The sequence below is a fragment of the Arthrobacter sp. P1_B11 genome (genome assembly GCF_056406715.1).
This window is the reverse complement of record NZ_JBFTZQ010000001.1, coordinates 146,746-172,726: the sequence shown is the minus strand read 5'-3', so window position 1 is coordinate 172,726 and position 25,981 is coordinate 146,746. Positions and strand designations below refer to the sequence as shown.

Below are 25,981 nucleotides of genomic sequence, written 5' to 3'. Positions count from 1 at the left end.
GTGAACGGGAGGCCAAATCGAGGCGACGTGATCTGCGTCTCGGCGCGGCCTCATTGGTGGCAGCACAGCAAAAGGGCCGGCCCCGGCCTCCTTGCGGAAGCACGGGACCGGCCCTGTCACTGTCAGTGCGTCAGCTGCTCGGCGTAGGCGTCGGCGTGGCCGAGGGGGTGGTCGGCGTGCCGGCCGTTCCGGTGGCGCCGATCTTCGCCTCGGCGTCGAGCGCCTTCTTCAAGGCGGCCGCCAGCTTCTTCTGCTGTTCGCCGTAGGCTGCGAAGTCCCCCTTGGCCAAGGCGTCCTGGCCGGCCTTGATGGCTGCGTTCGCCTCGTCCAGGGCAGCCTTCAGTGCAGCCTTGGCATCCGTTCCGCCTGCCGGAGGAGGCGTGGTGCCGCCCGGCGGCGCGGGCGTCTGCCCGTTGTTGTCCTTGTCTCCGGCCGTCGCTCCGGAATTGCCGCCGAACAACTGGTTCAGGGCGGCATCCAAGGTGGGCGCGAAGCCGATCTTGTCGCCAAAGGCCACCAGCACCCGCTGCAGCGTCGGGTAGGAAGTCTCACCCGTGGACTTGAGATACACGGGCTGGATGTACAGCATGCCGCCGCCCGCAGGCAGCGTCAGCAGGTTGCCGTTCAGCACGTCAGAGGCACCCTGCCGCAGCAGGTTTAGTGCCTGCGACACCGTGGGATCAGAGTTGAACTTGTTCTGTGCCTGGCCCGGGCCCGGAACCTGGGCCTCCGGCGGAACCTGCAGGAGCCTCAGCTCACCGTAGGAACCAGCCTTGACACCCTTCTTGTTCCCCGCGTCCGAATCCGCGGCGAGGAAGCCGTAGAGGACGTTGCGGGCATTCCCGTCCACCACCTGCGGAATGTAGCCCGACGTCAACTGGAAGGCCGGTTTCTTCTGGTCGGGCATCTGCAGGGACATGTAGAACGGCGGCTGCTTGACCGCATCCGAAACCGTAGGATCGTTCGGAACGCTCCAGGCGTCGTCGTTCTTGTAGAAGCTGACCGGGTCCGTCACGTGATAGCGCCCCAGCAGCTCCCGCTGGACCTTGAACAAGTCCTCCGGGTAGCGCACGTGGCTCATGACCTGCGCCGACATCTCCGAGTAGGGCTTAAGGGACGTCGGGAAGACCTTCTGCCAGGCCTTGAGAAGTGGGTCCTGGTCGTCCCAGGCGTACAGGGTGACCGAACCGTCATACGCATCCACGGTGGCCTTGACCGAGTTGCGGATGTAATTCACGGAGCTGTTGGGCAGAGCCACGTTGCGGCCGGTCGTCGTCTGCGAATCCGTGGTGGCGTCCGAGAGCTGCTCCTGCTGCGAGTACGGGTAATACTGGCTGGTGGTGTAGCCGTCAACAATCCACTTGACCCGGCCGTCAACGACGGCGGGATAGGCGTTGCCGTCCACGGTCAGGTAAGGCGCCACCTTCTGTACCCGTTCGCGGGGATTGCGTTCGTAAAGGATCTGCGACGCATCGTTCACGCCGTCCGACAGCAGCAGATCTGAGGACTGGAACTTGATCGAGTAGAGCACGCGGTTGAGGAAGCTGCCGACGTTCGGGCCGCCGCTGCCGGTGAACGTGTACTGGGTCTCGCCGCCGTCCTTGGAGGCAGGACGGTCCTGCTCGCGGTGCGCCGCGCCCTGCGGCGCTCCGACAATTGAATACTCCGGCGAATCCTCGCCAAAGTAGATCCGCGGCTCGTAAGTCTTGTCAGTACCGAGCACGCCGGTCGAGGGGATGCCGGACTGCAGGAACTCCGGTTTGCCGTCAGCCGTGAATTTGTTGCCTTTCGCGGCAACCACGCCGTAACCGTGGGTGTACACCACGTGCCTGTTCAGCCAGGACTGCTGATCGGCGCTGAGCCCATCCGGGTTGAGTTCGCGAACAGCAATGACGGTGTCCTGCATCTTCCCGTTGACCTCGTACCGGTCCACGTTCAACGCTTTGGGGAACTGGTAGTACGGGCGGAACTGCTCAAGCTGGGAGAAGGCGTCGGATATCAGGTTCGGGTCCAGAAGCCGGATGTTAGCAGTGGTCTGCGCGTCCGGCGCCAACGCTCCTGCGGTGGTGGTTGTTGTGGCGTTGTAGCGTTCAACCTTGACCTGGTCGAGTCCATAGGCGGCACGCGTCATGCCGATATTGCGTTCGATGTATTTCTTTTCCAGGGTCTGCTCCGACGGCCGGACCTGGAACTGCTGGATGACCCAGGGGTAGACGCCGCCGGCGAGGATGGACGTGATCACCAGCATGGCCGTGCCGATGAGGGGCAGCCGCCACTTGCCGATGACTGCCGCAACAATGTACAGGATCGCTACCAGGATCGCGGCAACGGCCAGGATCGCCTTCGTTGGAATGACGGCACTGACGTCCGTATACAGCGCACCGGCCCACCTGCCGCCGCTGTTCTGCACCGCAGCGAAGCGGTCCAGCCAGAAGTTGATGCCGAGGAGGATCAGGAATGAGGCGCCCGTCACGGCGAGGTGGATCTGTGCAGCGCGGCTCGTGAAAATACCGCGTTCCAGAATCCGGATGCTGCCGTACAGGTAGTGCGTGAGGATGCCCGCGATGCCGGCAACGACGGCCACACTGATGAGGAACCCCACGACGAAGCCCAGGAACGGCAGCGTCATGAGGTAGAAGCCGATGTCGAGTCCGAACTCGGGGTCATTCTGGCCGAACGGTTCCTGGTTGAAGAACAGCAGGACTTTCTGCCATTGGCTGGAGGCCGCGCTGCCGGCGAAGAGCCCGAACAGCACCGGAAGGCCGATCATGACCACCCGGCGCACGGGTTCGAGCTGGGCCTGGTACCGGTTCAGGTTGTCCCTGATCTCGGAGTCGGGGGCGTACACAGGACGCGCGTGGTAGGCGATCCGGATGGCGTAGAACACGCCGGCGAACATGATGGCGAAGCCAGCCGCAAAGATGCTGATCCGCGCCAGGTTTTCCGTCAGGAACACTTCAAAGAACCCCAGCTGCTGGTACCAGAGGACGTCCGTCCAGACATTGGCGAAGAAGATGAATCCGACGACAACCAGTGCTACGACAATGAGCGTCGGCGTCAAGGCACCGCGCCTTGGCTGGAGTCTTCCGGGCGGGGTGGGGCTGGCAGGACGGGACAAACTCTGTACCTCATAGCTTTGTCAGTTGCTGATGATATTTGAAGTTTTCATGGGACAACATGCATCGCGCACTGCGCGCTGGGCGCCATGCACGTGTCAGCTTGCGCGGCCCGCCACACACCCTGGCGACGGCTGTCATTAGTGCCACGAGTGGCGCCGGGCCTTAGTTCCTCCATTTAGTCTAGTTGTTTGCGCAGGTGGGAAGGCCCGATGTGTCCGCGCCTCTTGCCGTCAACTCCACCGCCCGCTTCGCCTCGTCCAGGTTCTCGACCTTGACCACCTGCAGACCGTCCGGAATGTGCCCTGTGACCTCGGCGCAGTTTGCGGCCGGGGCGAGGAACATGGTGGCGCCGTCGGCCCGGGCGCCGTGCATCTTGACAGCGATTCCTCCAATGGGACCCACTGCGCCGTCCGGGCTGATGGTGCCGGTGCCGGCAATGTGTTTCCCGCCCGTGAGATCACCGGGAGTCACGGTGTCGATGATCCCCAGCGCAAACATCATGCCGGCGCTTGGTCCACCGACCTTGTCCAGTGAAATCTTTACGTCGAACGGGAACATGAAGCGGTATTTGAGCAGCACGCCGAGGATGAACCTGCCGGAATCGCTTCGGGTGGGGGTTATTGTTTCCGAGACGGGCTTTCCCGAGCGGTCCACGACGACAGTGGCCGGCCGGCCCTTTCCGGCAGCCAGTTCCTCCTGGACGACAACCAGCGATGTAATGGGTTTGCCGTTGATCGAGGTAAAGACATCCCCGGATTTCAGTTTTCCCTGGGAGGCGGAACCCTCTGAAAGCTCGGCGACCTCAAGTTTCTGCCCGAAGGGTATGTTGAGTTCCTTCAGTGCCGAAGCCACCGCGTTTTCCTGCGACGTGGTCATGGCCACGGCGCTCTCCTGCTGTGACTGCTCCTTCGTCACGCCCGTCGGAAATATCAGTTCCTGCGGATAAACGGCCTTTGAACCATCGAGCCACGCAGAGAACGCCTCAAAAACACTGACCGGCCCGTTGGGACCGCCGTCGACATAGACGGTGGTGAGATTGAGGTTTCCCTTCGCCGGATAGGTCTCCCGCCCGGTGACGCTGATGACAGGCTTACCGTTGTCCTTGCCCAGCGTGTTAAACGTGGGTCCGGGCGACTCCACTACGTACGGGACCGGCAGGACGGCGGCCGTAACGCCGAGGCCGAGGGCGAGAAGCCCCGACAGCATCATGGCGGACACCCGGGGATCGCGCGCCCTGGAATGGCGGGAGCCGCGGGCGCCCGCCGGTTCGCCACCGGCAGCGGGAGCAGCGGACTCCTCTGAGGGCTGATCGCCCTTGGTTATCGTCACTGAAGAACCTCTCCGCACCGCCGTCGTCCAACGCGGCACTGTGGCTGCACCAAGCGAACGGCCGGGTGCAGCCTGCAAACATTCCGACTCCTAACACTACGCGTCCGGGCGCGGCGAAAGCTCTTTGCCTACAGCGAACGGACGCCCTTTCGGCAGACAGCCGCTCTCGCACAGGGGTAGCGTGAAGTTGATCAATAGTCACACCGACGATCGGCGGGATCATGACCTCCAACCCACTCAATCCGTCCAACGGCGACGAAAATCCTAAGGATCCGCTGGCGGAAATGCTGCAGAACCTCATGGGCGGCAAGGGCATGGGCGACATCGACCCCGCCGAACTGGCAAAGGCTGCGGGGCTTCCCGATGACCCCAATCTCCTGGCGCAGATGTTTTCGCAGGTTCAGGCCATGATGAGCGCGCCCTCAGAGGGCCCGGTCAACTGGAAACTCGCCCACGACAACGCACGGCGGGTGGCCGCCGGCAGCTCCGATCCGTCCGTCTCCTCGTCACAGTCCCGCGAGGTGGACGAAGCGTTGCGGCTGGCTGAGCTGTGGCTGGACCAGGTCACTGACCTGCCGGCCACGGGCCTCATCGGCCGGGCGTGGTCCCGGGCCGAATGGGTCGAGGAAACGCTGGGAACGTGGAAGCGTCTTACCGAACCAGTGGCCAACAGCATCGCCAACGCCCTGTCCACCGCCATGACGGAGCAGATGCCGGAGGAAATGAAGTCCATGATGGGCGGCGCCTCCTCCATGCTGCAGAACATGGGCGGCGCCATTTTCGGCATGCAGCTGGGCCAGGCCATCGGCGCGCTCTCCGCGGACGTGGTCAGTTCCACTGACATCGGCGTGCCGCTGGCCGATCTGGAAATGGCACTTCTCCCGAGCAATGTTGCGAAGTTCGGCGAGGGGCTCAGCCTGCCGGAAAACGACATCCGGCTGTTCCTCGCCGTCCGCGAAGCCGCCCACGCACGGCTGTTCGTCCAGGTCCCCTGGCTGCGGGGGCACCTGCTGGGCGCCATCGAGGCGTACGCCCGCGGAATCCACATCGACACCTCCCGGATTGAAGAACTGGCCCGCGACCTCGACCCCAGCAACCCGGAAGGAATCCAGGAGGCCCTGTCCCAGGGCGTCTTCATGCCACAGCGGACGCCCGCGCAGGAGCAGGCACTGCAGAAACTGGAAACCGCCTTGGCGCTCGTTGAGGGCTGGGTTGACGAACTCACCTCGGCGGCAACGGAAAAAGTCCTCCCGTCCGCCGCGGCACTCCGCGAGACGGTGCGGCGTCGGCGCGCAACGGGCGGTCCTGCCGAACACGCCTTCGCCTCGCTCGTGGGTCTCGAGTTGCGTCCGCGCCGTCTCCGTGAGGCGGCAACGCTGTGGGCCTCACTCAAGCAGGAACGCGGGATCGAGGGCCGTGACGCCATCTGGAAGCATCCCGATTTGCTCCCCACCGCCGAGGATCTGGACGACCCCAAGGGCTTCAGTGAACGCCGCCAGCTGGCCGAAGCCAGCGACAGCGAAGTGGATGACGCCCTGATGAAACTCCTGAACGGCGGTTTCGACACTCCTGAGGCCGGGACCGAGGAAGACGGCGGTCCGGCCGGAGACAGCGGCACGGCCGAAGACGCCGCAAAGAAGGACGATGGCAGCAAGAAGGACGACGGTTCCGAGGGAACGGACACCCGCGGCTAGGACACGCCGCAGCTAAGGGCCGACGGCGGCGGGGAACCCCGCCGTGTCGGCCTGCCCCTGCGGGTCAGGCCCGTCAGCTGGCAGGCCGCGCGAAGTGGCAAACGAAACGCCTTCCAGGAACGCCTTGGCCCGCGCTGTTTCGGGGTACGCCTCCAGCAGCTTCCAGAACGCGGCGTTGTGCCCTGCAACCAGCAGGTGTGCCAGCTCGTGGAGCAGCACGTAGTCGATCACCCACTGCGGCATGGGGCGGAGCTTGTCCGAAAGCCGGATGGACCCGTCAGCGGGCGTGGCCGAACCCCAACGCGAGTTCTGGTTGCTGACCCAGCGGACCGACGTCGGAACGGCCCTGCCGCCAAGATAGCGTGCCGAAAGCTCCGCAGCATGGCTGGCAAGGGCAGAGTCGGTCGCGGGGCGCCGCCCGCCTTTGGACTGCCGGTCCCCCTGGACTTTCAGCTTGTCCAGCATCCGCCGGACCCACTCGGCTTCCTGTGCCCGGCTGAAATGCGCGGGGATGGCGACGACGGCTGTACCGTTCTCCCAAAACGCGGCCACGGTGCGGCGCCGGCGGGCGGATCGGCGCACGACGACGGGTGAGCCATCGTGCGTCGTCAGCTGCGTCCCCGCCATCAGAGGACGCTGCTTTCCACCAGGACCGCCAACACAGCTTCGCCGTACCGTTCGAGTTTTGAGGGGCCGATTCCGGCCAAGAGCGCCAGCTCCTCAAGGGACGAAGGCCGCGCCTCAGCGATGGCGGTGAGCGTCGCGTCGGTAAAGACGACGAACGCCGGCACGTCCGCGGACAGGGCAACTTCCTTCCGCCATTCCCGGAGGGCGTTGAAGGTCTGTTCCTCGTAACTTGGCGGACACTGGTCGCAGCGGCCCACCTTCCGTTCCGCGCCGCTGGACAGCATGCTGCCGCAGACGCGGCAGGAAGCCGGAACAGCAGCCTTGCGGCGCGGCGCCGGACCTTTGCCCCGTGCGGAGGAGCTCATCACGGAATCCGGCCGGAGTCCGTCCAGGAAGCGGGATGGCTTGCGGTTGGCCCGGCCTCCGGGCGTGCGGGCGGTGGACCACGACAGCGCCAGATGCTCCCTCGCACGCGTGATGCCCACGTACAGCAGCCGGCGTTCCTCGTCCACCGCCTCCGGTGTATCGGCGAAGGAAATGGGCATGAGGCCTTCACTGAGCCCGACGAGGAACACGGCGTCCCACTCGAGGCCCTTCGCAGCGTGCAGCGAAGCCAGTGTGACGCCCTGAACGGTGGGTGCGTGCTGGGCAAGCGACCGTTCCTGCAGCTCGTTCACGAAATCCGAGAGGGTAAACTGCGGCCCGCGGCTCAGCACCAGCTCATCCGCCAGCGCCACGAGGGCGGCCAGTGACTCCCAGCGTTCGCGCAGCGCGCCACCGCTGTGCGGGGCGGAATCCGTGTAGCCAAGCGAGGCCACGATGTCCCGGACCAGCTGCCCGAGCGGCTGCGGAGCCGACTCCGCCGCCGCGCGAGTTGCCGCCCGAAGCTGCAGAATGGCGTCACGGACTTCCTTGCGCGCGAAGAAACGCTCACCGCCGCGCAGCTGATAGCCGATACCGGCCGAGGCCAGGGCCTGTTCGTAAGCCTCGGACTGCCCGTTGGTGCGGAACAGGACCGCGATCTCACTCGCCGGGACGCCTGCGTCCATCAGTCCACGGATCTTGAGCGCCGCGGTGGCGGCCTCGGCTTCATCGTCCGAGCACTCCGTGAACTCCGGCACCGGGCCTGCGGAGCGCTGGGCGACCAGCTTCAGCGGCGATGCCCAGGCGGCGTCGGCCACCGGACCCCCGCTGCGTCTTGCGGCAAGCAGGTCATTGGCCAGCTTGACCACCTGGGGCGTGGAACGGTAATCGCGGATCAGCTTCACCACGTTGGCGTTCGGGTACATGGCCTTAAACCCAAGCAGGTGCTTGGGCGAGGCCCCGGTGAAGGAGTAGATGGTCTGGCTCGCATCACCCACCACGCAGAGTTCATCGCGGCCACCCAGCCACAGTTCCAGGAGCCGCTGCTGCAGCGGCGAAACGTCCTGGTACTCGTCCACCACGAAATGCCGGTACTGTTCGCGGACAGTGGCCGCCACCTTCGGGTCCTCCTGCAGGATGCCCACGGTGATCAGCAGGACGTCCTCGAAGTCGATCACGTTCCGGTCTGTTTTGACGTCCTCATAGGACTGGAACACCCGGGCCACGGCCGTGAGGTCGAAGCCGCCGGGGTTTCCCCGGTCCTGTGCGTTCTCAAGATAGTTGGCCGGGGTGAGCATGGAGACCTTCGCCCACTCGATCTCGGAGGCCAGGTCCCGGATGGAGGCGCGGTCCGTGCTCAGCCGGAGCCGGCGGGCGGCCTCGGCGATCATCTGCGCCTTGTGGTCAAGCAGGTTCGGCAGCGTTCCGCCCACGGCCTGCGGCCAGAAGAACTGGAGCTGGCGCAGCGCCGCTGCATGGAAGGTCCGGGCCTGGACATTGCCCACTCCCAGGTCGCGCAGCCTGCTGCGCATTTCCGCCGCAGCCCGGGCGGTAAAGGTCACGGCCAGCAGCCGCTGCGGACTGTAGACCCCGGAGTGCACGCCGTACGCAATCCGGTGCGTGATGGCGCGCGTCTTCCCGGTGCCCGCTCCTGCGAGGACGCACAGCGGCCCGGCGAGGGTGCTCGCGACCTCACGTTGCTCGGCGTCGAGGCCGCCAAGGATGCGGTCCTCAAGGGAGGCATTGCCGTCAGGAATTTCTGTAGTCACTTCTGCTGCTCAGTCGAAAGGATGGATGGTGTGCTCGCTCCGGTCATATGCGCCGGCGCGAAAGGCAGGCGATATGCCTTTGCCGCGTTCCCGCAGCGTCATTCGTCCGCGGGCCGGTCCTGGATAACGCCGCCATACCAGTGTTCAATGAGGGACCTGGCGATGGACAATCTGCTGGAGATGACGATCTCGCCGCTGAGCACAGCCTCCTGGAGTTCCTCCCGGCTGAACCAGCGCGCCCGGGTGACCTCCACGCCGTCGGGCATTGCCTCGGTGTCATCCGTGGCAGCGGTGAACCCGAGCATCAGGGAGGCGGGGAAGGGCCAGGACTGCGAACCCAGATACTGGCACGCCTTGACCCGCACGCCCACTTCTTCGTGGATTTCGCGGTCCACGGCCTGCTCAAGGGACTCCCCCGGTTCTACAAAACCGGCCAGCGTGGAGTAGTTCTTGGCATCAAGGGGGCCGCCGCCGCCCAGGAGCAGGCGGCCGTCCGGGCCCACCACTGTGACGATGATGGCGGGATCAGTACGGGGATAGTGTTCGGAGTTGTCAGCCGGGCATCGCCGTACCCAGCCGCCGGTCTCCACTGTTGTCGGCGTGCCACAGCGGGGGCAATGGGTATGGGAGGCATGCCAGTTGGCAATGGCGCTGGCCTCTACGAATAGGGCCGTATGGGTGGGGTCCAGCCGGGCAGCGACGTCACGGAAGCCTTCCCAGGTGGCATCCGAGGGGAGTCCGGCGGCTCCCGGCTCCATCTGCTCGGGCAGGATGAAAAGGAGGATCTCCGTCCCAGCCGGTAGACCGGGGGAACCGAGTGCAGCGCCCAGGTAGACAATGAGCGAGGGCCCGGACTCGGCGTTGTGGATCCTGTCCCGCAGCTGGCCGGCGTCTGCCAGGACCAGGGCATCGCCGTGGATCAAGGCCTGCCTGCCGGAGAGGACCATGGCCCTGGCGCGTCCTGCTGCCAGGAGTCCGTCCACGAAGTTTGGTTTCATCCGCTCCGCGGAGCCGCGGTTCACCAAGGCGGGACGCACGGGAAGAACGGTATCGAAGAGATGGTTTGCCGGTACCTCACCCGCTGGCAGGTGATTTTCGGGCGCTCGGCCCGCCGGCTTAATGACCGGCGCAGCGGCCTCCGCATGACTCATGTATCCACCGTACTGACTCGGGGTGACAATTCACATTTCACCGGGTTGCCGCCGGTTCTCCGCGGGCGGCGCAACGGTGTTATTTCGGCTGGATCTCAAGACTCGCCGCGACACATCGTTGTCTTGGACGCGAGTCAATCTACCGTGGAAGCGTGAGAAGAGAACCGATCGAATTGGCAGCTGTGGCAACCGCTGCAGTCCCCGGACTGAGCCCGACTGCAGTGAGTTCCGCCCCGGACGATCCGGCGGACTTCGACTCGGCCCTTCTCCTTGATTCCGAGGGCAAGCGCTGGCGGGTCAGATCGCCGCGGCATGCAGAGGCCAGCACACGGCTGGAGACGGAGTTCCTGGTGCTGCGCGCCTTCGCGCCGGCCATCCGGGCGGAGCTCCCGTTCCTTATGCCAACGGTGGCCGGAACCGTCCGGCAGCAGAATCTGACCACCTTTGTCTATTCCCACCTAAGTGGCTCGACTCGCACTGTTGAAGAACTGACCGCCGGCTCCCGGAGGCTGGCGAAGGAGATCGGCACGGCTCTGGCCGCCATCCACGACCTTCCCCGCGCCTTGGTGAACAACGCGGATCTGCCCAGCTATACACCCAACGAATTCAGGCAGCGCCGGCTCAACGAACTCGACATGGCGGCCACCACGGGCAAGATCCCGCCATTGCTGCTCCGCCGCTGGGAACACGCCATGGAGGACGTCTCGCTCTGGCGCTTCAATCCCTGCGTGGTCCACGGCGACCTTCACGAAGATAATCTGCTGGTCGAAGAGGACAGGGTGACGGCCGTCACCGGCTGGACCGATCTGCGGATCGGCGATCCTGCAGACGACCTGGCATGGCTGGTGGCCTCCAACGAGCAGGATTTTGTCGATGCTGTGGTGCGCCACTACTCCGAACACCGACGTGACGCTCCGGACAACCACCTGCTGCGCCGGGCCGCGCTGTCCGCGGAATTCGCGCTGGCCCAGTATCTCGTCAAGGGGATCGCCGCCAACGACCCCGTGATGATCTCCGAAGCGGAAAGCATGCTCAGCACTCTGGCCGACGATATCGCCGAGTACGGCGGGCAGCCCATCAGTGTGGAGCCCCTGCCGCAGCCGGCAACACCGCCCGCGCCGGCAACTTCACCGGCGGACTCAGACGGGCCGACAGCGGGCCCGCCGAACCATGCGGCGGGGCCAGGACCGGTTTCGCCTGAACTGATTCCGGCGCCGGCGGCCACCGACGTCTCCGAGCAGATGCCCGCCGTGCATGTCACGCCTATCCCTGCTGATGCCGTGCATGTCACGCCTATCCCTGCTGAGGACGGCCCCGCGAGCACGGACGCCCCGGACACCCGGCCCAGCCCAGTCCCGCAGGACGGGCTGGGCGACCAGGACAGCGCAGACACTCAGGACGGCCCGTCGGGGCCACGGCCACCACTCACCGCTGATGACACGTCCACTACGGCCCTCACCATCGTCGAGGCCAAGGCCCCCTGAGCAAGCAGCCCAGCGCGGCCGGCTTCCGGGATCCCTCAGCTGCCTAGGGCTCTGGAACCGCCAGGGCCGCTGTGACAATTGACTCGAGCTCACCGGCAGAGGCGAGGTCATGGGGGCGCACAACCTGGTTGTCCGCCACGTAATAGAAGGCAGCCCGCACCTCGTCGACTGGGACGCCCTTCAGTCTTGCCCAGGCCAGCCGATAGACCGCGAGCTGGACGCTCTTCGTCTTCAGCTGCCCCGCTGACGGGCGGCGTCCGGTCTTCCAGTCAACGAGGTCCCAGCCGCCGTCGGCGTCCCGGAACACGGCATCGATCCGGCCGCGGACCACAACGTCGCCCACCCGGGTTTCGACCGGCACCTCGACGTGGGCGGGCGAGCGGTGCGCCCATTCGGATTCCCTGAACGTAGCCACCATGTCCTCCAGGCCATAGGCCTCGTCAATGTGGTTATCGGATCCGGGGGCTTCATCGATGTCCAGCATGCCGGCCGTTCCGAAGTATTCTTCCACCCAAGCATGAAATGCCGTGCCCTTCCGGGCGGACATCCCGGGTTCCCGGGGGATGGGTCTCCGGAGCCGTTGCAGCACCGCTCCGGCGTCTTCCTCCAGGTCAACGAGGGTGGAAGCGGAAATGTGTCCGGGCAGGTGGACGTCGCGGCTGCGCGCCCGGCGGGACCGGCGCTCAAGGAGCCGGGAAGCTTCCCTGGACCAGTTCGCAGCTTGAGGCCGGAGCGCGGACACGTGCCCGCGCGGCGGCTCCAATTCGGGCTCCGCGCCTTGCAGTGTTCTGAGACGGGTGGCGGCTATTTCCTGTAGCAGCCGTTCAGCGGCGTGGTCCATTGCCGCCCGCCTTCCCGGGACAAGCCGGAGCCGCCTCCCGGTGCGCGGATCGACAGGCCCCTCCAGGGGGTCGTACGGCCATACGGCCACCTCAAGGTCCTGGGTGAGGGGACTTTTGTCTGGCAGGGATTCCTCGTCCACCGAATCAGGGTGGACTTCGCCCGCCGAGACTCCTGCCGGAACGGAGCCGGATTTCCCGCCGACTCCGGCCAGCGGCGCCAGCTCCGCGAGGAATGGTGACATCTCAGCCATTCCCGCCCGGGCACCGACCCAGGCGGCGCTGGAAACCCACAGCACGTGCTTGGCCCGCGTATACGCAACGTAAGCGAGCCGCCGTTCTTCTGCTTCCCCGTGTGTTTGGACGGCAGCCTTGAAGTCCTTCTCGGCGTCCAGCCATCCTTTCTGGTCAGGCTGGTCCAGATCCCACTGGGGCAGGTCTGCCCGGTCGCCGCGGAGGGGCCAGGGAAGTGCCGCCGAGCCGCTGCTCCACCGTGAATCGCGGCTGCTCGGGAACGCCCCGGAGTTCAGCCCCGGGACAAAGACCACATCCCATTCGAGTCCCTTTGAAGCGTGCACCGTCAAGAGCTGGACCGCTTCATGGTTAACGTCGGACGGCGGCACATCAAGGCCGCCCTCCTCAACCGCCGCGGCTTCAAGCCAGGAGAGGAAGGCGAGGACATCCACACGTTGCGACGTCTGAAGAAAACCCGCCGCCGCGTCCTGAAAGGCGTCCAGGTTCCTCCGGGCCTGATGGATGCTGAACCCGGGCCGGGCTGCGACCTCAATATCCAGCAGCATGGCCCGTTCCACCTCGCCCAGGAGGGTCGTGAGGTCGTCCCCTATGAGTCCGCGCAGCTGCCGCAGCTCCGTGGCCAGCCTGTGCAGACGGTCCAGTGCCGGCACCGTCAGCGTTCGCCCCTGCGCCGAAGTCCAACCCTCCTTGGGCAGCCAGTCCAAGGCTTCCACCAGGCTGGCGGCGTCTGTGAGGTCCCCCTCGACGACAACATCGCCGGAGGGGCCCTCCTCGGCAATGGCAGCATCGGCCGCACTCTGCCCGCGCCGACGCGCGAGGAAGGACGACCAGTCACGGAACGCCATAAGGTCCGCAGGACCGATTCGCCATCGCGCGCCGGCCAGCAGCCGCATCAGGGAATCCGACCGGCCAGGATCAGCAAGGACACGGAGCGTGGAGACGAGGTCCACGATCTCCGGAGTGTCCAGCAGTCCGCCGAGTCCCACGATTTCATACGGGATACCGTTGGCTTCGAGTTCCCGCCTGATGCACTCCATTTGGGCACGCCGGCGGCACAGCACTGCCATAGCGGGCGGAACTGGTGCGCCAGCGGACTGATCCTCGAAATCGGTCACCCGAAACTTCAGGAGGTCCCGGGCAATCGCCGCCGCCTCCTCTTCATCCGTGGCAAACCGTCCCATGACTACACGGCCCTTGACCGCCACCGGGCTGGGCTGCAGCGGCGGCACTTCAACAGCGGCCGCCGACTTCCGCTGACCCGCAGGTCCCGCCGCCGCTGCTGCAGCGCTCAATGGCGCGGAGATGACGTTGGCCGCCTCGAGAATGTTCCGGCCGTTCCGCCACGCGGTGGTCAGGTAGGAGGTTGGGGCTGGGCTAAACCGGGGCGAGCCTGACTCCTCAGCCACTTTGACGGGGAACTCGCTGACGAAGTGGAACAGCTGACCCGCTGAAGCGCCGCGGAAGCCGTAGATGGACTGGTTGGGGTCTCCCACGGCGGTGACGGCGTGCCCGTCTCCGAACAGCCTGGAAAAGAGGACCAATTGCGCGTGCGAAGTGTCTTGGAATTCGTCCAACAGCACCACTTTGTATCGCTGGCGTTCCATATCGGCCGCGAGGGGGATCTCCCGGGACACCCTCGCCGCCAAAGCAACGAGATCGCCGAAATCCAAGGCGCCGCGTGCTCTTTTGGCCTCGGAGTAGCGACCTACAAGATCGGCCACACTGGCCCTTGTCCGCAGCATCGCGCCGAGATCGAGGGCCGCCTGGCTCGGGTTCTTCTTCGCCTCTGCCACGTAGGGAAGGCCCTCGAACGCGGCGAGCCGCTCCATGAGCCAGGCCTGAACCTCGCCCGGATCACGGAGGTGCTCTGCACACTCGCCGGCGAGCTGGATTACGGCCTGGACCAGCGTGGACTTGGCCACTCGGAAATGGGAGTATTCGCCGTCGAACGTCTCGACGACCTCGCTTGCCAACTGCCAGGCCTGGGCCCCGCCCAGCAGCACGACATCGCGCTCGATGCCGAGACGGAGGCCGTAGTCCGAGACGATGCCGCTGGCGAACGAGTGATAGGTGGACACCTTGGGCTCCAGGGCATCGGCGCTCAGGAGCCCGGCAGGGAACAGCGTGTGCCCGGCATCCGCTGCCGCGATCCGATGCAGGGCGCCAAGCTTTGCCCGGATACGGCTTGCCAGTTCACCGGCCGCTTTCCTGGTGAACGTGACGCCGAGGACTTCTTCTGGTTTGACCCAGCCATTGGCGACCAGCCAGACGACTCGGTCAGCCATGGTGGCGGTCTTTCCGGAGCCGGCACCGGCAATGACCAGTCTGGGGGTCAGCGGCGACGAGATAATGGCCGATTGTTCTGCTGTGGGCAGGTTCTTCTCCCCCAGCAGGGCGGACAGTTCTTCGGGGCTGAACATGGCTGCGGGGAGGTCTGCGGTGTGACTCATTCTGTGACCTGCTTTCCCCGTGCGCACAGCGGACAGACTTCCGGAAGCCGACAGCCATGACCGCCAAAGCTGCCCTTGGAAGGATCGTGTCTGGCTTCGAATTCACGGCCGGACATGACCTCGGCAGCGCCCTTCACCATGTCCAGTGCCCAGTTGTCCTGCGGATCCAGCGGATCCTGGTGCTGGACACCGGGACTCTTGGACGTGGTGCCCAGCTGGGCGAGTACGGCACCGCCCGGCTGGGCATCGGCGGTAATGCCTGGGCCCTCGAATCCCCCCGCCAGCACCGCCGCCTGATAGGCGCCAAGCTGGGGATGCCGGCCGAGCTCGGCTTTGCCGGGCTGCCTTTTGCCCGTCTTGAGGTCAACGATCACGAGCCGGCCATGGCAGTCGATTTCCAGCCGATCCACCTGGCCGCGCAGGACGGCGGAACGGGCAGTCCGGTCGGCGCCGGCATCTGTCTGGGGTTCGGCTCCGGCCTGGCTCAGCTGCACCTCGAAGTCCTGCTCCACGCCGACGAGCTGTCTGCCTTCGCTGCGCATCACCAGGATGTACTGCGCAAGTTTCCGCACCATGGATTCCGCCCGCTGAAAGTCCAGCCGCCCTTCCCAGTTGTCTTTCATCCCCAGGGCGGGCCAGCGCCGGACGAGCTCTGCGAGATATTCGGAGCCGGAGCCCTCAGGAAGATCCTGGGCGATCGAATGCACCAAGGTGCCCAGGCTCCGGGCGAAATCGGTGGCAGCCTCTCCGCCCGCCGCCTGGATAAACCAGTCCAGCGGCGATTTCTGAACAGTCTCAACCTTTGAGGGCGAAACGTACACCGTGCCCCCGGGCGGCACAATACGATCGTCGGATGTCAGGGGCGCCAGCCCCCACCAGGTGTCGGGGTGTGCCCCGGGAACGGGAGGATCCGCGGTCGCGAGGCGGCCCAGGACACGGACTGCTTCCTCAGATTCGGCAGCGAACCTGCCGTCGAGCTGTGCGTACTGGCGCAATTCGGCCACAAGGGCACGGAGCGTCAAAGGCCGTTCCACAGGAGTGAACCCCCTCGAGTCCTGGCCGGGGCGCAGCGGAGCGACGTAATCCAGAAATGAGGAGGGCTGTTCATCTTCCGACGCCACGGCGGTACAGATCAGTACTTCCCTGGCCCGCGATACCGCCGTCGAGAAACTGCGGAGTTCGTCGTACCGGATCTCCCGGAGCCGGCTCAGCGGGCCGAGCTGGAGCGCGTGTTCCACGCCGTGTTCCACGGCGTCGGCGAACAGCGTGCTGCCCAGCAGTTCGCCGCGGAGCCGGGTGTTCGGCCACACGCCTTCCTGAAGTCCTGCCACGATGACCAGTGGCCACTCCCGTCCTGCAGCGCTGGCAGGGGTCATCAGCTCCACGGCGTCGTCAACCTGCGCCCGCGCCGCCAGCGTGTCCATGGGCAATTCCTGGTTGAGCAGGTACTCAAGGAACTGCTCCGGGCCCGAACCCGGCATCTGATCGACATAGCGTTCGGCGGTGTGGAACAGCGCCATCATCGCGTCCAAGTCACGGTCAGCCCGCGCCCCGACGAGTCCGCCGGACAGAGCCGCTGCCGTCCAGGCTGCCGCAAGACCAGTGGAGTTCCACAGCGCCCACAGAACAGTCTCGGCGTTCGCCCCGGCTTCGGCAGCGGCCCTCCGGCCCGCCTGGATCATCTTCGCGACGCGACGTGCTGACCGCCCCTCGATCCCCAGTGACGCGAGCGCCCCGGGCTCCCCTAGGGCCTCAACGAGCAGCGAGTCGCTGGAGCGTCCGCCGCCGCCCAGGATTTCCTCCCGGCGCAAGGACTGGCGGAGCCTGCGCAGCTCAAGCGACGTTGCGCCCCCGATTCGTGAGGTCAGCAGCGACACGGCGGACTCCGGAGTCAGGAGGTCAGAATCAAGGGCCACGGCATAAGCGTCAAGCAACGGACGCACAGCGACTTCGTCGCGGACGGCGGACTCCGCCACGGGAATCCGTACGGGAATGCCCTGACCGGACAGATAGCGCTGGAGCTGACTGAGCTGGCCGCCGTTGCGGACAATCACGGCCATCTCCGCCAAGTCGCGGCCGTCGTTTATCTGGGCTTCAAGGATCCTTTGCGCCACGTACCGCAGCTCATGGACCGCCGACGGCAGCAGATGTGCCTCCACCGTTCCATCGAAATCCTCGCCGTCCCGGGCGGCCGCCTCCACACCGGTGCCGCTGTCGCCGTCGAGTTCATCAAGGCGCCGGGCGAGCTGCCCACCTGCCCGAAGGGAGATCCGGTCCGCGACGCCCAGCCACGCCCTCGCCACGGCGGGCTTGTGCCGGTGCGCGTGGCGGAGCGGCTTCTCCAATGCCTGCCTCCCTTCGTCAGCGCCTGCCAGGAGGCGCGGAAGCTCCGCAACAAGGTCAGGCCGCGCCCCCCTGAACCCCTGGACAACGGTGTCCGGGGAGGACGTGACGTAGACGTCCTTGCCGCTGGCAATATCTGCCAACAGCTCAAAGACCGCCGGGTTGGCTTCCTGAACATCGTCAACAAGGATCAGCTGGAGGCGTTCCCGCTCCGCGGCCAGAAAATCGGGACAATCCTGGAACAGCTGCCGGGCCGCCGTGATGATCCCGGCAGGGTCAAAAGCCTCGGGCATGCGGAGGTCCAGGACATCCCGGTATTCGGCGTACAGTGCAGCGGCCGCGATCCAGTCCGGCCGGCCGCACTCGCGCCCCAGATTCTCAAGGTCCTCGGGGGTTCGCCCGGATTCAATGATCCGGTCGAAGAGCTGCCGCACTTCCTGCCGGAAGCCTCTGGTGGGCAGCGCAGCATCAAGATCGGCGGGCCACGGCAGTCCCAGGCCGGGCAGGGCGTGGCCTTCCAGCAGTTCCTTGATGATCAGGTCCTGTTCCGGACCGGACAGCAGCCGCGGGGCACGGGGCAACGGCAGGATACCTTCCGCCTTGGCGCGCCTGATGAGATCGAATGCATAGGACGCCCAGGTTCGGGCGGGAGTGGTACTTAGGCTGCGGTTCAGCCGAGCCGTGAAGCGGTCACGCAGGGTGTCCGCGGCCAGCCTGCCAGGCGCCAGAATTAGCACCCGCTCCGGATCCGTTCCGTTCATCTCTACCCTGCGGACCGCCGCTTCTATGAGAACGGTCGATTTTCCCGTGCCGGGCCCGCCAGGGACCAGCACGGGACCGGAGCCTGGCGCCACCTCGACCGCGGCCAGCTGGTCCTCGGATAGGACCGGAACGGCACTGTGGATCTGGCGCGGCGGCAGGAGCCGGAGACCGGTCCCGGCCAGCTGCGGGGCGGTCGCGGGGGTTTCCCAACGCGCCCCCGGCTCGGGGAAGGGTGCGGTTTGCTGGATGGTTACGGTCACTCAGACATTCCATCATCCGCGACTGACAATTTATGCAGCGACGCCTCCAGGCCCTCGGCGATCACGTCCAGGGCGTCGAACTCTGAATCCGAAGGCGCCCACCGTGCCGTAGCCAGGTCCACGCGCCAGCGGCCGTCCCCTGTCCTTGCGAACCGGAGGAAGTCGCCGCGCAACGGGGTTCCCTCGCGGAGATAGAACTGGAGGGCTTGGGACTCGAGGCCCTCCGGCGCCTGCCCGCTGGCCTTGAGGACCCGCCACCATGGCACGGCGTTTCCATGGTGGCTCATGACAGCGCCGATCTGGCGCGGGCCGCCGGATCCGAGCAATTCAGCAACGTCCCCGTAGGCAACGGCCGAGCCGGCGGGGATGAGCCCGACGACCGCCAGCACCGCCTCCACATACTCCGTCCGCATGGCTTCAGACTATCGGCCGCTCTGCCTCCCGGCCGAACCCCGCAAGTGACCCGCGCAGCAGCCCGACGCCAGTTCCGGCGGAGCCCGCGACACGGTCCGAAACTGTCAGTGCCAGCCGGTAGCGTGTAGCCATGAGCACTTGGAACACCCTCCCCCGGGCCGCCTTCGACCTCGAAACCACCGGCCGTAATTCCCGCGCCGCACGAATCGTGACGGCCTCCGTGACCGTGGTGGACGCCTCCGGAGGCGTGATCCAGGAACATGAGTGGCTGGCGGACCCCGGCGTCGAGATTCCCACGGAAGCGAGTGACATCCACGGGATCACCACCGAGCACGCACGCAGCAATGGCCGGCCAGCAGCGGAAGTCACCCGGGAACTCGCAGCGGTACTTCAGGAGCTCTTCGACGCCGGAGTGCCGGTGATCGCTTTCAACGCCAGCTACGACTTCACGGTCCTTGCCGCCGAATCGGCCCGGTACGGCGTCCCGCAGCTAAGCAGGTTTCCGGTCCTCGACCCGTACATCATGAATAAGCAGGTGGACCGTTACCGCAAAGGCAAGAGGACGCTGACGGCACTGTGCGACGAGTACGGCGTGGACCTCGAAAACGCCCATACCTCTGCCGCGGATGCCTTGGCGACTCTCCGCATGCTGGATGCGATGGCCGGCAAGTTCCCCAAGCTGAAGCTGCCCGCCAGCCAGTTGCACCAGCTCCAGATGGATTGGGCCGTCAGCCAGGCGGCGGATTTCCAGCAATATCTCCGCAAGACCAAGCCGGCCGCGGTGATCGAGGGAGACTGGCCTGTCCTGCCCCCTGAAGACGCCAGCCGGGGCGACTTCTGAGGTCTGCGACGCAACTCACACGCAGAGGAATGCCGCCACCGACACAAAAGGAACTGGTCCAGATTCCGCAAACGGGCTTCATTTGCAAAGGAAGCACTTACGCCGCACCGCGCATCTGAATTAGATTCAGCAATAGAGATATTTCCTCGCGATTAATTCGGCTCAGCCCCTATTCAGCGGGTGGTGAGATGATTAAGTTTTGCGGTCCGGCTCTGCTATGGCAGTCGTCTTCGCGCTGACTGCGCGACTGGACCGCCCCCAAATCCTCGTGAAATCTCTATGAAAGTGATTGCTTGATGAAAATCAAAGCTATGAAGTGGCTGACCAGCGTTCCCGTGGCAATTGCCGTGGCCGTCTCCCTGGCCGCATGCGGCGGCGGCGCCGCTGCGCCCAGCGGGTCGCCGACCGATGCCCTTGCAGGCAGCGATCAGACCTCGCTGGACAAGTACACCACCAAGGACGTCACCGCCTTGGACAAGATCGACAAGTCCAAGCTCGGCCTTCTCAGCGAAGGAACACTCAGCGTCGGCACGCTTTCGGATGCCCCGCCGAACATCTTCATCGACAAGTCCGGCAACTTCACCGGATTCGACAACGAACTGCTCAAGGCGATGGCCGCCAAGCTCGGACTGAAGGTGGAGTTCGCGGCCACCGATTTCTCCGCCCTGCTGGCCCAGGTTCAGAACAAGAAGTTCGACGTCGGATCCTCCTCGATCTCCACCACGGACAAGCGCCGCGAATCCGTTGGGTTCACCAACGGCTACGACTTCGGCTACATGGCAGTCGTTGCCAAGACCGACTCCAAGATCAAGGGCTTCAAGGACGTCAGCAGCGACCAGCGCGTCGCCGTCGTCCAGGGCACCGTGCAGGACGATTACGTCACCAACACGCTCAAGATCGAGCCGGTCCGTTTCCCCGATTACAACACCGCCTACGCCAACGTGAAGAACGGCCAGGTGGATGCTTGGGTAGCCCCTTCCCAGCAGGCTGACGGCCAGGTCAAGAGCGGCGACGGCACCGCCATCGTCGAGAAGACCATCAACACCCAGAACTTCACGGCCTACGCGGTGAACAGCAAGAACCAGGCGCTGACCGACGCGCTCAACTCGGCCCTCGACGCCGTGGTCGCCGATGGTACCTGGTCCAAGCTGGCCAAGCAGTGGTACCCGGACCGTGAAACCCCCAAGAACTGGAAGCCGGGCAGCAAGGCTTCCGCACTCCCGGCCTCCTAGCCTATGGATTTCGCCCAGTTTCTTGACACCTTTTTCAACTGGGAGGCGATGGCCCAGGTCATCCCCTCCCTGTTGACGGTTGGCCTTCCCAACACGCTGATCCTGGCCGTTTTGTCCGGCATCATCGGCTGCGTTCTCGGCATGCTCCTGGCCATTATGGCCATCGCCCGCAATGCCGTGCTGCGCTGGATTTCACGGGTTTACACGGACATTTTCCGGGGCCTGCCTGCTGTCGTCACCATCCTGATCATCAGTATCGGGCTCGGCCCGGTGGTGAAAGACATCACCGGCAGCAGCAATCCCTACCCGCTGGGCATCATGGCTCTGTCCCTGATGGCAGCGGCGTACATCGGGGAGATCTTCCGGTCCGGAATCCAGAGCGTGGAGAAAGGCCAGCTGGAGGCGTCCCGGGCACTGGGGTTCAGCTACGGATCGTCCATGCGGCTCGTGGTGGTGCCGCAGGGCATCCGCCGCGTCCTGCCGGCGCTGGTCAACCAGTTCATCGCGCTGATCAAGGACTCGTCCCTGATTTACTTCCTGGGCCTGCTTGCGTCGCAGCGGGAAATCTTCCGCATCGGCAACGACGCCACGGCAAACTCTGGGAACCTGTCCCCGCTGGTAGCCGCGGCGTTGCTTTACCTCCTGTTGACCATCCCGCTGACGCACCTGGTCAACTACATCGACAACCGTCTGCGCACCGGACGGCCGGAAAAGAAACAGCCGGACGACGCCGCAGCACTGATTGGGAAGGGAGCGCAGCCATGAGCGAATTCGCGTCCGGTTCACTGACTGGCAAGAACCTGCACCTCTCCTTCGGCAGCAACCATGTGCTTCGGGGCATCGACCTGCACGTGGAAACTGGAACGACTGCGTCGGTCATCGGCCCGTCCGGTTCCGGAAAGTCCACCCTTTTGCGGGTCATGAACCGGCTGATCGAACCGGACCAGGGTGACATCCTGCTGGACGGGCGCTCCGTGCTGAAAGACAACCCGGACGAGCTCCGCCAGCGCATCGGCATGGTCTTCCAGCAGTTCAACCTCTTTCCGCACAAGACCGTCGTGGAGAACGTGGCTCTCGCGCTGCGAAAGCTGCGGAAGCTGCCCAAGGACCAGGCGCGCGCCGAGGCCCTGGAACAGCTGGACCTCGTGGGGCTCAAGCACAAAGCGGACTCGCGACCGGCCAACCTCTCGGGAGGCCAGCAGCAGCGCGTGGCGATCGCACGCGCGCTGGCCATGAAGCCGGAGGTGATGTTCTTCGATGAAGCGACGTCGGCCCTGGACCCCGAGCTCGTCAAGGGCGTCCTGGCCCTGATGGCCGATCTGGCCAAGGGCGGGATGACCATGGTGGTGGTGACCCACGAAATGGGCTTCTCGCGGAACGTCTCGGACACCGTCACCTTCATGGACGGCGGCGTTGTGGTGGAATCCGGCCCGCCGGAACAGATCTTCACCGGTCCCCGCACCGAGCGGCTGCAGGGCTTCCTGTCCGACGTTCTCTAAGGTCGTAGCCAAGGTCGCATTACCGTTCATGCCCGGAGGGCAAGGATGCAGAAAATCCCCGGTCCTCGGACCGGGGATTTTCCGTTTCCGGCACGGGCGGTGATAACCCGCGCCCGGGAGGACGACGGCGGGTCAGGCCTTGGCGGCGGCGGCCGCCTTCGCGGCGGCAGGCAGGGCTTCGAAAATTCGGTTCATGGCGGCGTCGTCGTGCGCTGCCGAGAGGAACCAGGCCTCAAATACCGATGGCGGGAGGTACACGCCCGAGTCCAGCATGGAGTGGAAGAAGGGCGCGTAGCGGAACACATCCTGCTTCTGGGCGTCGCTGTAGTTGTGGACGCCGTGCTGCGAGGTGCCGAACGCCACCGAGAACAGGTTCCCAGCGCGCTGGATGGAGTGGTCCACGCCGGCCGCGTCCAAGGCGGATGAGAGGGCCGAGGAGAGCTCCAGCGAGCGGGCGTCGATGAACGAGTAGACCTCACGGGTGGCGTGCGTGAGGGTGGCAACGCCGGCGGCCATGGCCACCGGATTGCCGGACAGTGTGCCGGCCTGGTAGACCGGGCCGAGCGGGGCGAGGTAGTCCATGACGTCGGCGCGTCCGCCGAGTGCCGCCGTCGGCATGCCGCCGCCGATCACCTTTCCGAAGGTCAGCAGGTCCGGGGTCCACTTTTCGGTGGACTCTGCGGCCCCGCCGGTCAGGCCCCAGTAGCCGGAGTAGCCCGTGCGGAACCCGGTGAGGACCTCATCGACGATCAGCAGAGCGCCGTGGGCGGCCGTGATGCGCGACAGCCCCGCATTGAAGCCGTCACCGGGGGTGACGACTCCCATGTTGGCGGGCGCGGCTTCGGTGATGACGGCGGCGATGTTGGGGCCGTGCTCGGCGAACGCGGCCTCGACCGCTCCGAGGTCGTTGTACGGGAGCACCAGGGTTTCGGCAGCCGTGGCTGCGGTGACCCCTGCCGACCCGGGAAGGGCCAGGGTGGCAACGCCCGAACCGGCCGAGGCCAGCAGGCCGTCGAGGTGGCCGTGGTAGCAGCCGGCGAACTTGATCACGAGGTTTCGGCCGGTGAAACCCCGGGCAAGCCGGACGGCGGTCATGGTGGCCTCCGTGCCGGTGGACACCATGCGGAGCCGCTCCACGGCGGAAACGCGTTCCTTGACGATCGCCGCCAGGTTGGCCTCGTCCGGGGTGGACGCGCCAAAGGACAGCCCGCGGTCCACGGCTGCGTGGACCGCTTCGAGGACGGCCGGGTGGGCGTGGCCCAGCAGTGCCGGACCCCAGGAGCAGACCAGGTCAACGTATTCGTTGCCGTCGGCGTCCGTCAGGTACGGACCCTTGGCCGAGACCATGAACCGCGGAGTGCCGCCCACGGAGCCGAAGGCCCGGACCGGGGAATTGACTCCGCCCGGCATCAGCTGGCGGGCGCGGTCGAAGAGTTCCTCGTTGCGAGGCATGCTGGAAGTCATGCGTCCTATTCTTTCAGGAGTTCGTTGACGCGGGGTGCCACAACCGTTCCGAGCAGCTCGATGGAGCGCATCATGGCGGCATGAGGCAGCGATCCGCTGCTGTATTTGAGATCGAAGCGGTCCGCCCCAAGGTTGTGCTTGAGCCGGACGATCTTTTGTGCCACGGTCTCGGGCGAGCCAACGTAGAGGGCGCCCTCGGGTGTGCACATCGCGTCGAACTCGGCGCGGCTGCCGGGGCCCCAGCCACGCTCCGAGCCGATCCGGTTCCGAAGTTCGAGCCAGTGCGGGAAAAACTCCTCCCGCGCTTCCCCGTCTGTGGGCGCAACGTGCCCGGGCGAATGCGTGGCAACCTGCTGCAGGGGATGGCCGTACTTGGCCATGGCCTCCCGGTAAAGATTGGCCAGCGGCGCAAAGGAGCGCGGCTCGCCGCCGATGATCGCGAAAATGATGGGGTATCCGTATTCGGCGCAGCGGAGCACGGATTCGGGGGTGCCGCCCACCCCGATCCAGGCAGGCAGGAGGTGGTGCTCCAGATGCGGATATACGCTCAGCCCGCTCAGGGCCGGCCGGGTGCGCCCTTCCCAGTGGACGGGGTTCTGCGCGCGGACTTTGTGGAACAGCTCGAGTTTTTCCTCGAAGAGGACCTCGTAGTCCGCGAGGTCGAGCCCGAAGAGCGGGAAGGATTCGATGAACGAGCCCCGTCCCAGCATCACTTCCGCCCGTCCGTTGGAAAGCGCGTCAACGGTGGAGAACCGCTGGAAAACCCGGATGGGATCGTCGGAGCTGAGCACGGTGACAGCCGAACCGAGCCGGATCTGTTGGGTCCGTGCGGCCGCTGCGGCGAGGAAGACCTCCGGGGCGGATACTGCAAAGTCTTTGCGGTGGTGCTCCCCCACGCCAAAGGCGTGAAGTCCGACGGCGTCTGCCAGCTCCGCCTGTTCCAGCAGTTGCCGCAGGACCTGGGCATGCGGCACCGGGCTTCCGTCCGGCCCGGTCCCTGCATCACCGAAGGTGTTGAGCCCTAGGAGGATCCGGGTTGGCCCGACCGGTTCAGTGGGGCCGGCCGGAGCGGGCGAACTCACCGGAGTTTCGCTCATCTGGATTCCTTCAGCCAGCCAGCCAGCTCGCTCGCCCAGTAGGTCAGGACCATGTTGGCGCCGGCGCGCCGGATGCCCAGGACGGACTCCGTGATGGCGGCCCGCCGGTCGATCCAGCCGTTCGCCGCTGCCGCCTCGATCATGGCGTACTCCCCCGAGATCTGGTACGCAGCAACCGGCACGGGGCTCATTTCCGCGACGTCCCTCAGGATGTCGAGGTAGCTCATGGCGGGCTTGACCATCACCATGTCGGCCCCCTCAGCGAGGTCCAGTTCCACTTCCTGGATGGCCTCGCGCCGGTTGGCGGCGTCCATCTGGTAGGTCCGGCGGTCGCCCTTCAGCTGCGAATCGACGGCCTCCCGGAACGGGCCGTAAAAGGCGGAGGCGTATTTGGCGGCGTAGGCCACAACGGCGGTGTTGACGTGTCCGGCGTCCTCAAGGGCCTGGCGGATGACGCCGATCTGGCCGTCCATCATTCCGGAGGGGCCCAGCACGTGGGCGCCGGCGTCGGCCTGGGCCACGGCCATCTTGGCGTAGATCTCCAGCGTGGCGTCGTTGTCCACGTAGCCGTCGCTGTCCAGGACGCCGCAGTGGCCGTGGTCGGTAAATTCGTCCAGGCAGACGTCGCTCATGATCACCAGGTCGTCGCCCACCTCGGCCCGCACATCGCGGATGGCCTTGTTCAGGACACCGTCCGGATCCAGCGATGCGGTTCCTTCGGCGTCGCGAACCTCCGGAATGCCGAACAGCATGATTCCGCCCACGCCCAGCTCCACGGCCTCTGCGGCGGCACGCCTAAGGGTTTCGGTGGTGTGCTGAACCACGCCCGGCATGGACGCGATCGGACGGGGTTCGGCGAGGCCCTCGCGGATGAACGCGGGGAGGATCAGCTCTGCGGGGGCAAGCCTGTTCTCGGCAGTGAGCCTGCGCATCGCGGGAGTGGTGCGGAGCCGCCGGGGGCGGTGGTTCGGAAAACTCATGTCCTGTCC

Annotated in this window: 17 protein-coding genes; 6 read left to right on the top strand and 11 right to left on the bottom strand. The window is 65.8% G+C overall.

All coding sequences use genetic code 11. The features are described from left to right. Positions 1 to 130 precede the first annotated feature (130 nt). Positions 131 to 3,118 carry a UPF0182 family membrane protein gene (locus tag AC1D14_RS00780; protein WP_476874591.1) on the bottom strand — a complete coding sequence of 996 codons (2,988 nt, stop codon included), beginning with the start codon at positions 3,116 to 3,118 and terminating at the stop codon, positions 131 to 133. 181 nt (positions 3,119 to 3,299) lie between these two features. Beyond that, entirely contained in the window at positions 3,300 to 4,448 is a 1,149-nt protein-coding gene (locus tag AC1D14_RS00775; protein WP_230119104.1) for a YlbL family protein, read from the bottom strand. A gap of 221 nt (positions 4,449 to 4,669) precedes the next feature. Between AC1D14_RS00775 and AC1D14_RS00770 the strand changes: the two genes are divergently transcribed. Continuing rightward, entirely contained in the window at positions 4,670 to 6,142 is a 1,473-nt protein-coding gene (locus tag AC1D14_RS00770; RefSeq protein ID WP_230119103.1) for a zinc-dependent metalloprotease, read from the top strand. Positions 6,143 to 6,154: 12 nt separating this feature from the next. On the opposite strand, the gene AC1D14_RS00765 is transcribed toward AC1D14_RS00770, so the two are convergent. The 3 genes from AC1D14_RS00765 to nudC form a co-directional block, all read right to left on the bottom strand. Beyond that, positions 6,155 to 6,769: a M48 metallopeptidase family protein gene (locus tag AC1D14_RS00765; RefSeq protein WP_230119102.1), complete on the bottom strand. Its 615-nt coding sequence runs from the start codon at positions 6,767 to 6,769 to the stop codon at positions 6,155 to 6,157. Next, the gene (locus tag AC1D14_RS00760) at positions 6,769 to 8,901 is read right to left on the bottom strand and encodes an ATP-dependent DNA helicase UvrD2 (protein WP_476874588.1); all 2,133 of its coding nucleotides are present in this window, start codon (positions 8,899 to 8,901) and stop codon (positions 6,769 to 6,771) included. Before AC1D14_RS00760 ends, AC1D14_RS00765 begins: the two co-directional genes overlap by 1 nt. Before the next feature lie 98 nt (positions 8,902 to 8,999). Continuing rightward, the gene (nudC, locus tag AC1D14_RS00755; RefSeq protein ID WP_230119100.1) at positions 9,000 to 10,052 is read right to left on the bottom strand and encodes an NAD(+) diphosphatase; all 1,053 of its coding nucleotides are present in this window, start codon (positions 10,050 to 10,052) and stop codon (positions 9,000 to 9,002) included. A 152-nt stretch (positions 10,053 to 10,204) separates the two neighbouring features. On the opposite strand from nudC, the gene AC1D14_RS00750 reads away from it, so the two are divergent. Then, complete coding sequence (locus tag AC1D14_RS00750; RefSeq protein WP_476874587.1) at positions 10,205 to 11,536, top strand: macrolide 2'-phosphotransferase; 1,332 nt, start codon at positions 10,205 to 10,207, stop codon at positions 11,534 to 11,536. A 43-nt stretch (positions 11,537 to 11,579) separates the two neighbouring features. Here AC1D14_RS00750 and AC1D14_RS00745 read toward each other — a convergent pair whose 3' ends face one another. The 3 genes from AC1D14_RS00745 to AC1D14_RS00735 are packed head-to-tail and all read right to left on the bottom strand — an operon-like array spanning position 11,580 to position 18,858. Continuing rightward, positions 11,580 to 15,080 carry an ATP-dependent helicase gene (locus AC1D14_RS00745; protein ID WP_230119098.1) on the bottom strand — a complete coding sequence of 1,167 codons (3,501 nt, stop codon included), beginning with the start codon at positions 15,078 to 15,080 and terminating at the stop codon, positions 11,580 to 11,582. Beyond that, positions 15,077 to 18,445, bottom strand: a complete 3,369-nt coding sequence (locus tag AC1D14_RS00740) for an ATP-dependent helicase (RefSeq protein WP_476967925.1) — start codon at positions 18,443 to 18,445, stop codon at positions 15,077 to 15,079. The genes AC1D14_RS00745 and AC1D14_RS00740 overlap by 4 nt, the downstream gene beginning before the upstream one ends. Further along, positions 18,442 to 18,858, bottom strand: a complete 417-nt coding sequence (locus AC1D14_RS00735; RefSeq protein ID WP_230119097.1) for an MGMT family protein — start codon at positions 18,856 to 18,858, stop codon at positions 18,442 to 18,444. Before AC1D14_RS00735 ends, AC1D14_RS00740 begins: the two co-directional genes overlap by 4 nt. A 131-nt stretch (positions 18,859 to 18,989) precedes the next feature. Here AC1D14_RS00735 and AC1D14_RS00730 point away from each other — a divergent pair, with 131 nt between their 5' ends. The 4 genes from AC1D14_RS00730 (at position 18,990) to AC1D14_RS00715 (ending at position 22,431) form a co-directional block, all read left to right on the top strand. Beyond that, complete coding sequence (locus AC1D14_RS00730; RefSeq protein ID WP_230119096.1) at positions 18,990 to 19,700, top strand: 3'-5' exonuclease; 711 nt, start codon at positions 18,990 to 18,992, stop codon at positions 19,698 to 19,700. 296 nt (positions 19,701 to 19,996) lie between these two features. Then, the gene (locus AC1D14_RS00725) at positions 19,997 to 20,932 is read left to right on the top strand and encodes an ABC transporter substrate-binding protein (RefSeq protein ID WP_230119095.1); all 936 of its coding nucleotides are present in this window, start codon (positions 19,997 to 19,999) and stop codon (positions 20,930 to 20,932) included. 3 nt (positions 20,933 to 20,935) lie between these two features. Further along, positions 20,936 to 21,697, top strand: coding sequence for an amino acid ABC transporter permease (locus AC1D14_RS00720; RefSeq protein WP_230119094.1), 762 nt, complete (start codon positions 20,936 to 20,938; stop codon positions 21,695 to 21,697). Next, positions 21,694 to 22,431: an amino acid ABC transporter ATP-binding protein gene (locus tag AC1D14_RS00715; RefSeq protein WP_230119093.1), complete on the top strand. Its 738-nt coding sequence runs from the start codon at positions 21,694 to 21,696 to the stop codon at positions 22,429 to 22,431. The genes AC1D14_RS00720 and AC1D14_RS00715 overlap by 4 nt, the downstream gene beginning before the upstream one ends. Positions 22,432 to 22,563: 132 nt before the next feature. Here the strand turns inward: AC1D14_RS00715 and hemL are convergent, their stop codons facing one another. Genes hemL through hemB form a run of 3 tightly spaced genes read right to left on the bottom strand, consistent with a single transcriptional unit; the run spans position 22,564 to position 25,972 of the window. Further along, entirely contained in the window at positions 22,564 to 23,895 is a 1,332-nt protein-coding gene (hemL, locus tag AC1D14_RS00710) for a glutamate-1-semialdehyde 2,1-aminomutase (protein ID WP_230119092.1), read from the bottom strand. A 5-nt stretch (positions 23,896 to 23,900) separates the two neighbouring features. Further along, positions 23,901 to 24,992, bottom strand: a complete 1,092-nt coding sequence (locus tag AC1D14_RS00705; RefSeq protein ID WP_230119091.1) for an LLM class flavin-dependent oxidoreductase — start codon at positions 24,990 to 24,992, stop codon at positions 23,901 to 23,903. After that, entirely contained in the window at positions 24,989 to 25,972 is a 984-nt protein-coding gene (gene hemB / locus AC1D14_RS00700) for a porphobilinogen synthase (protein ID WP_230119090.1), read from the bottom strand. Before hemB ends, AC1D14_RS00705 begins: the two co-directional genes overlap by 4 nt. Positions 25,973 to 25,981 lie beyond the last annotated feature (9 nt).

Excerpts from the sequence above, each read along its gene's own strand:
- AC1D14_RS00770 (WP_230119103.1), top strand. The coding sequence starts at position 4,670 with ATGACCTCCAACCCACTCAATCCGTCCAACGGCGACGAAAATCCTAAG.
- AC1D14_RS00765 (WP_230119102.1), bottom strand. The coding sequence starts at position 6,769 with ATGGCGGGGACGCAGCTGACGACGCACGATGGCTCACCCGTCGTCGTG.
- nudC (WP_230119100.1), bottom strand. The coding sequence starts at position 10,052 with ATGAGTCATGCGGAGGCCGCTGCGCCGGTCATTAAGCCGGCGGGCCGA.
- AC1D14_RS00745 (WP_230119098.1), bottom strand. The coding sequence starts at position 15,080 with ATGAGTCACACCGCAGACCTCCCCGCAGCCATGTTCAGCCCCGAAGAA.
- AC1D14_RS00735 (WP_230119097.1), bottom strand. The coding sequence starts at position 18,858 with ATGCGGACGGAGTATGTGGAGGCGGTGCTGGCGGTCGTCGGGCTCATC.
- AC1D14_RS00730 (WP_230119096.1), top strand. The coding sequence starts at position 18,990 with ATGAGCACTTGGAACACCCTCCCCCGGGCCGCCTTCGACCTCGAAACC.
- AC1D14_RS00725 (WP_230119095.1), top strand. The coding sequence starts at position 19,997 with ATGAAAATCAAAGCTATGAAGTGGCTGACCAGCGTTCCCGTGGCAATT.
- AC1D14_RS00720 (WP_230119094.1), top strand. The coding sequence starts at position 20,936 with ATGGATTTCGCCCAGTTTCTTGACACCTTTTTCAACTGGGAGGCGATG.
- AC1D14_RS00715 (WP_230119093.1), top strand. The coding sequence starts at position 21,694 with ATGAGCGAATTCGCGTCCGGTTCACTGACTGGCAAGAACCTGCACCTC.
- hemL (WP_230119092.1), bottom strand. The coding sequence starts at position 23,895 with ATGACTTCCAGCATGCCTCGCAACGAGGAACTCTTCGACCGCGCCCGC.
- AC1D14_RS00705 (WP_230119091.1), bottom strand. The coding sequence starts at position 24,992 with ATGAGCGAAACTCCGGTGAGTTCGCCCGCTCCGGCCGGCCCCACTGAA.
- hemB (WP_230119090.1), bottom strand. The coding sequence starts at position 25,972 with ATGAGTTTTCCGAACCACCGCCCCCGGCGGCTCCGCACCACTCCCGCG.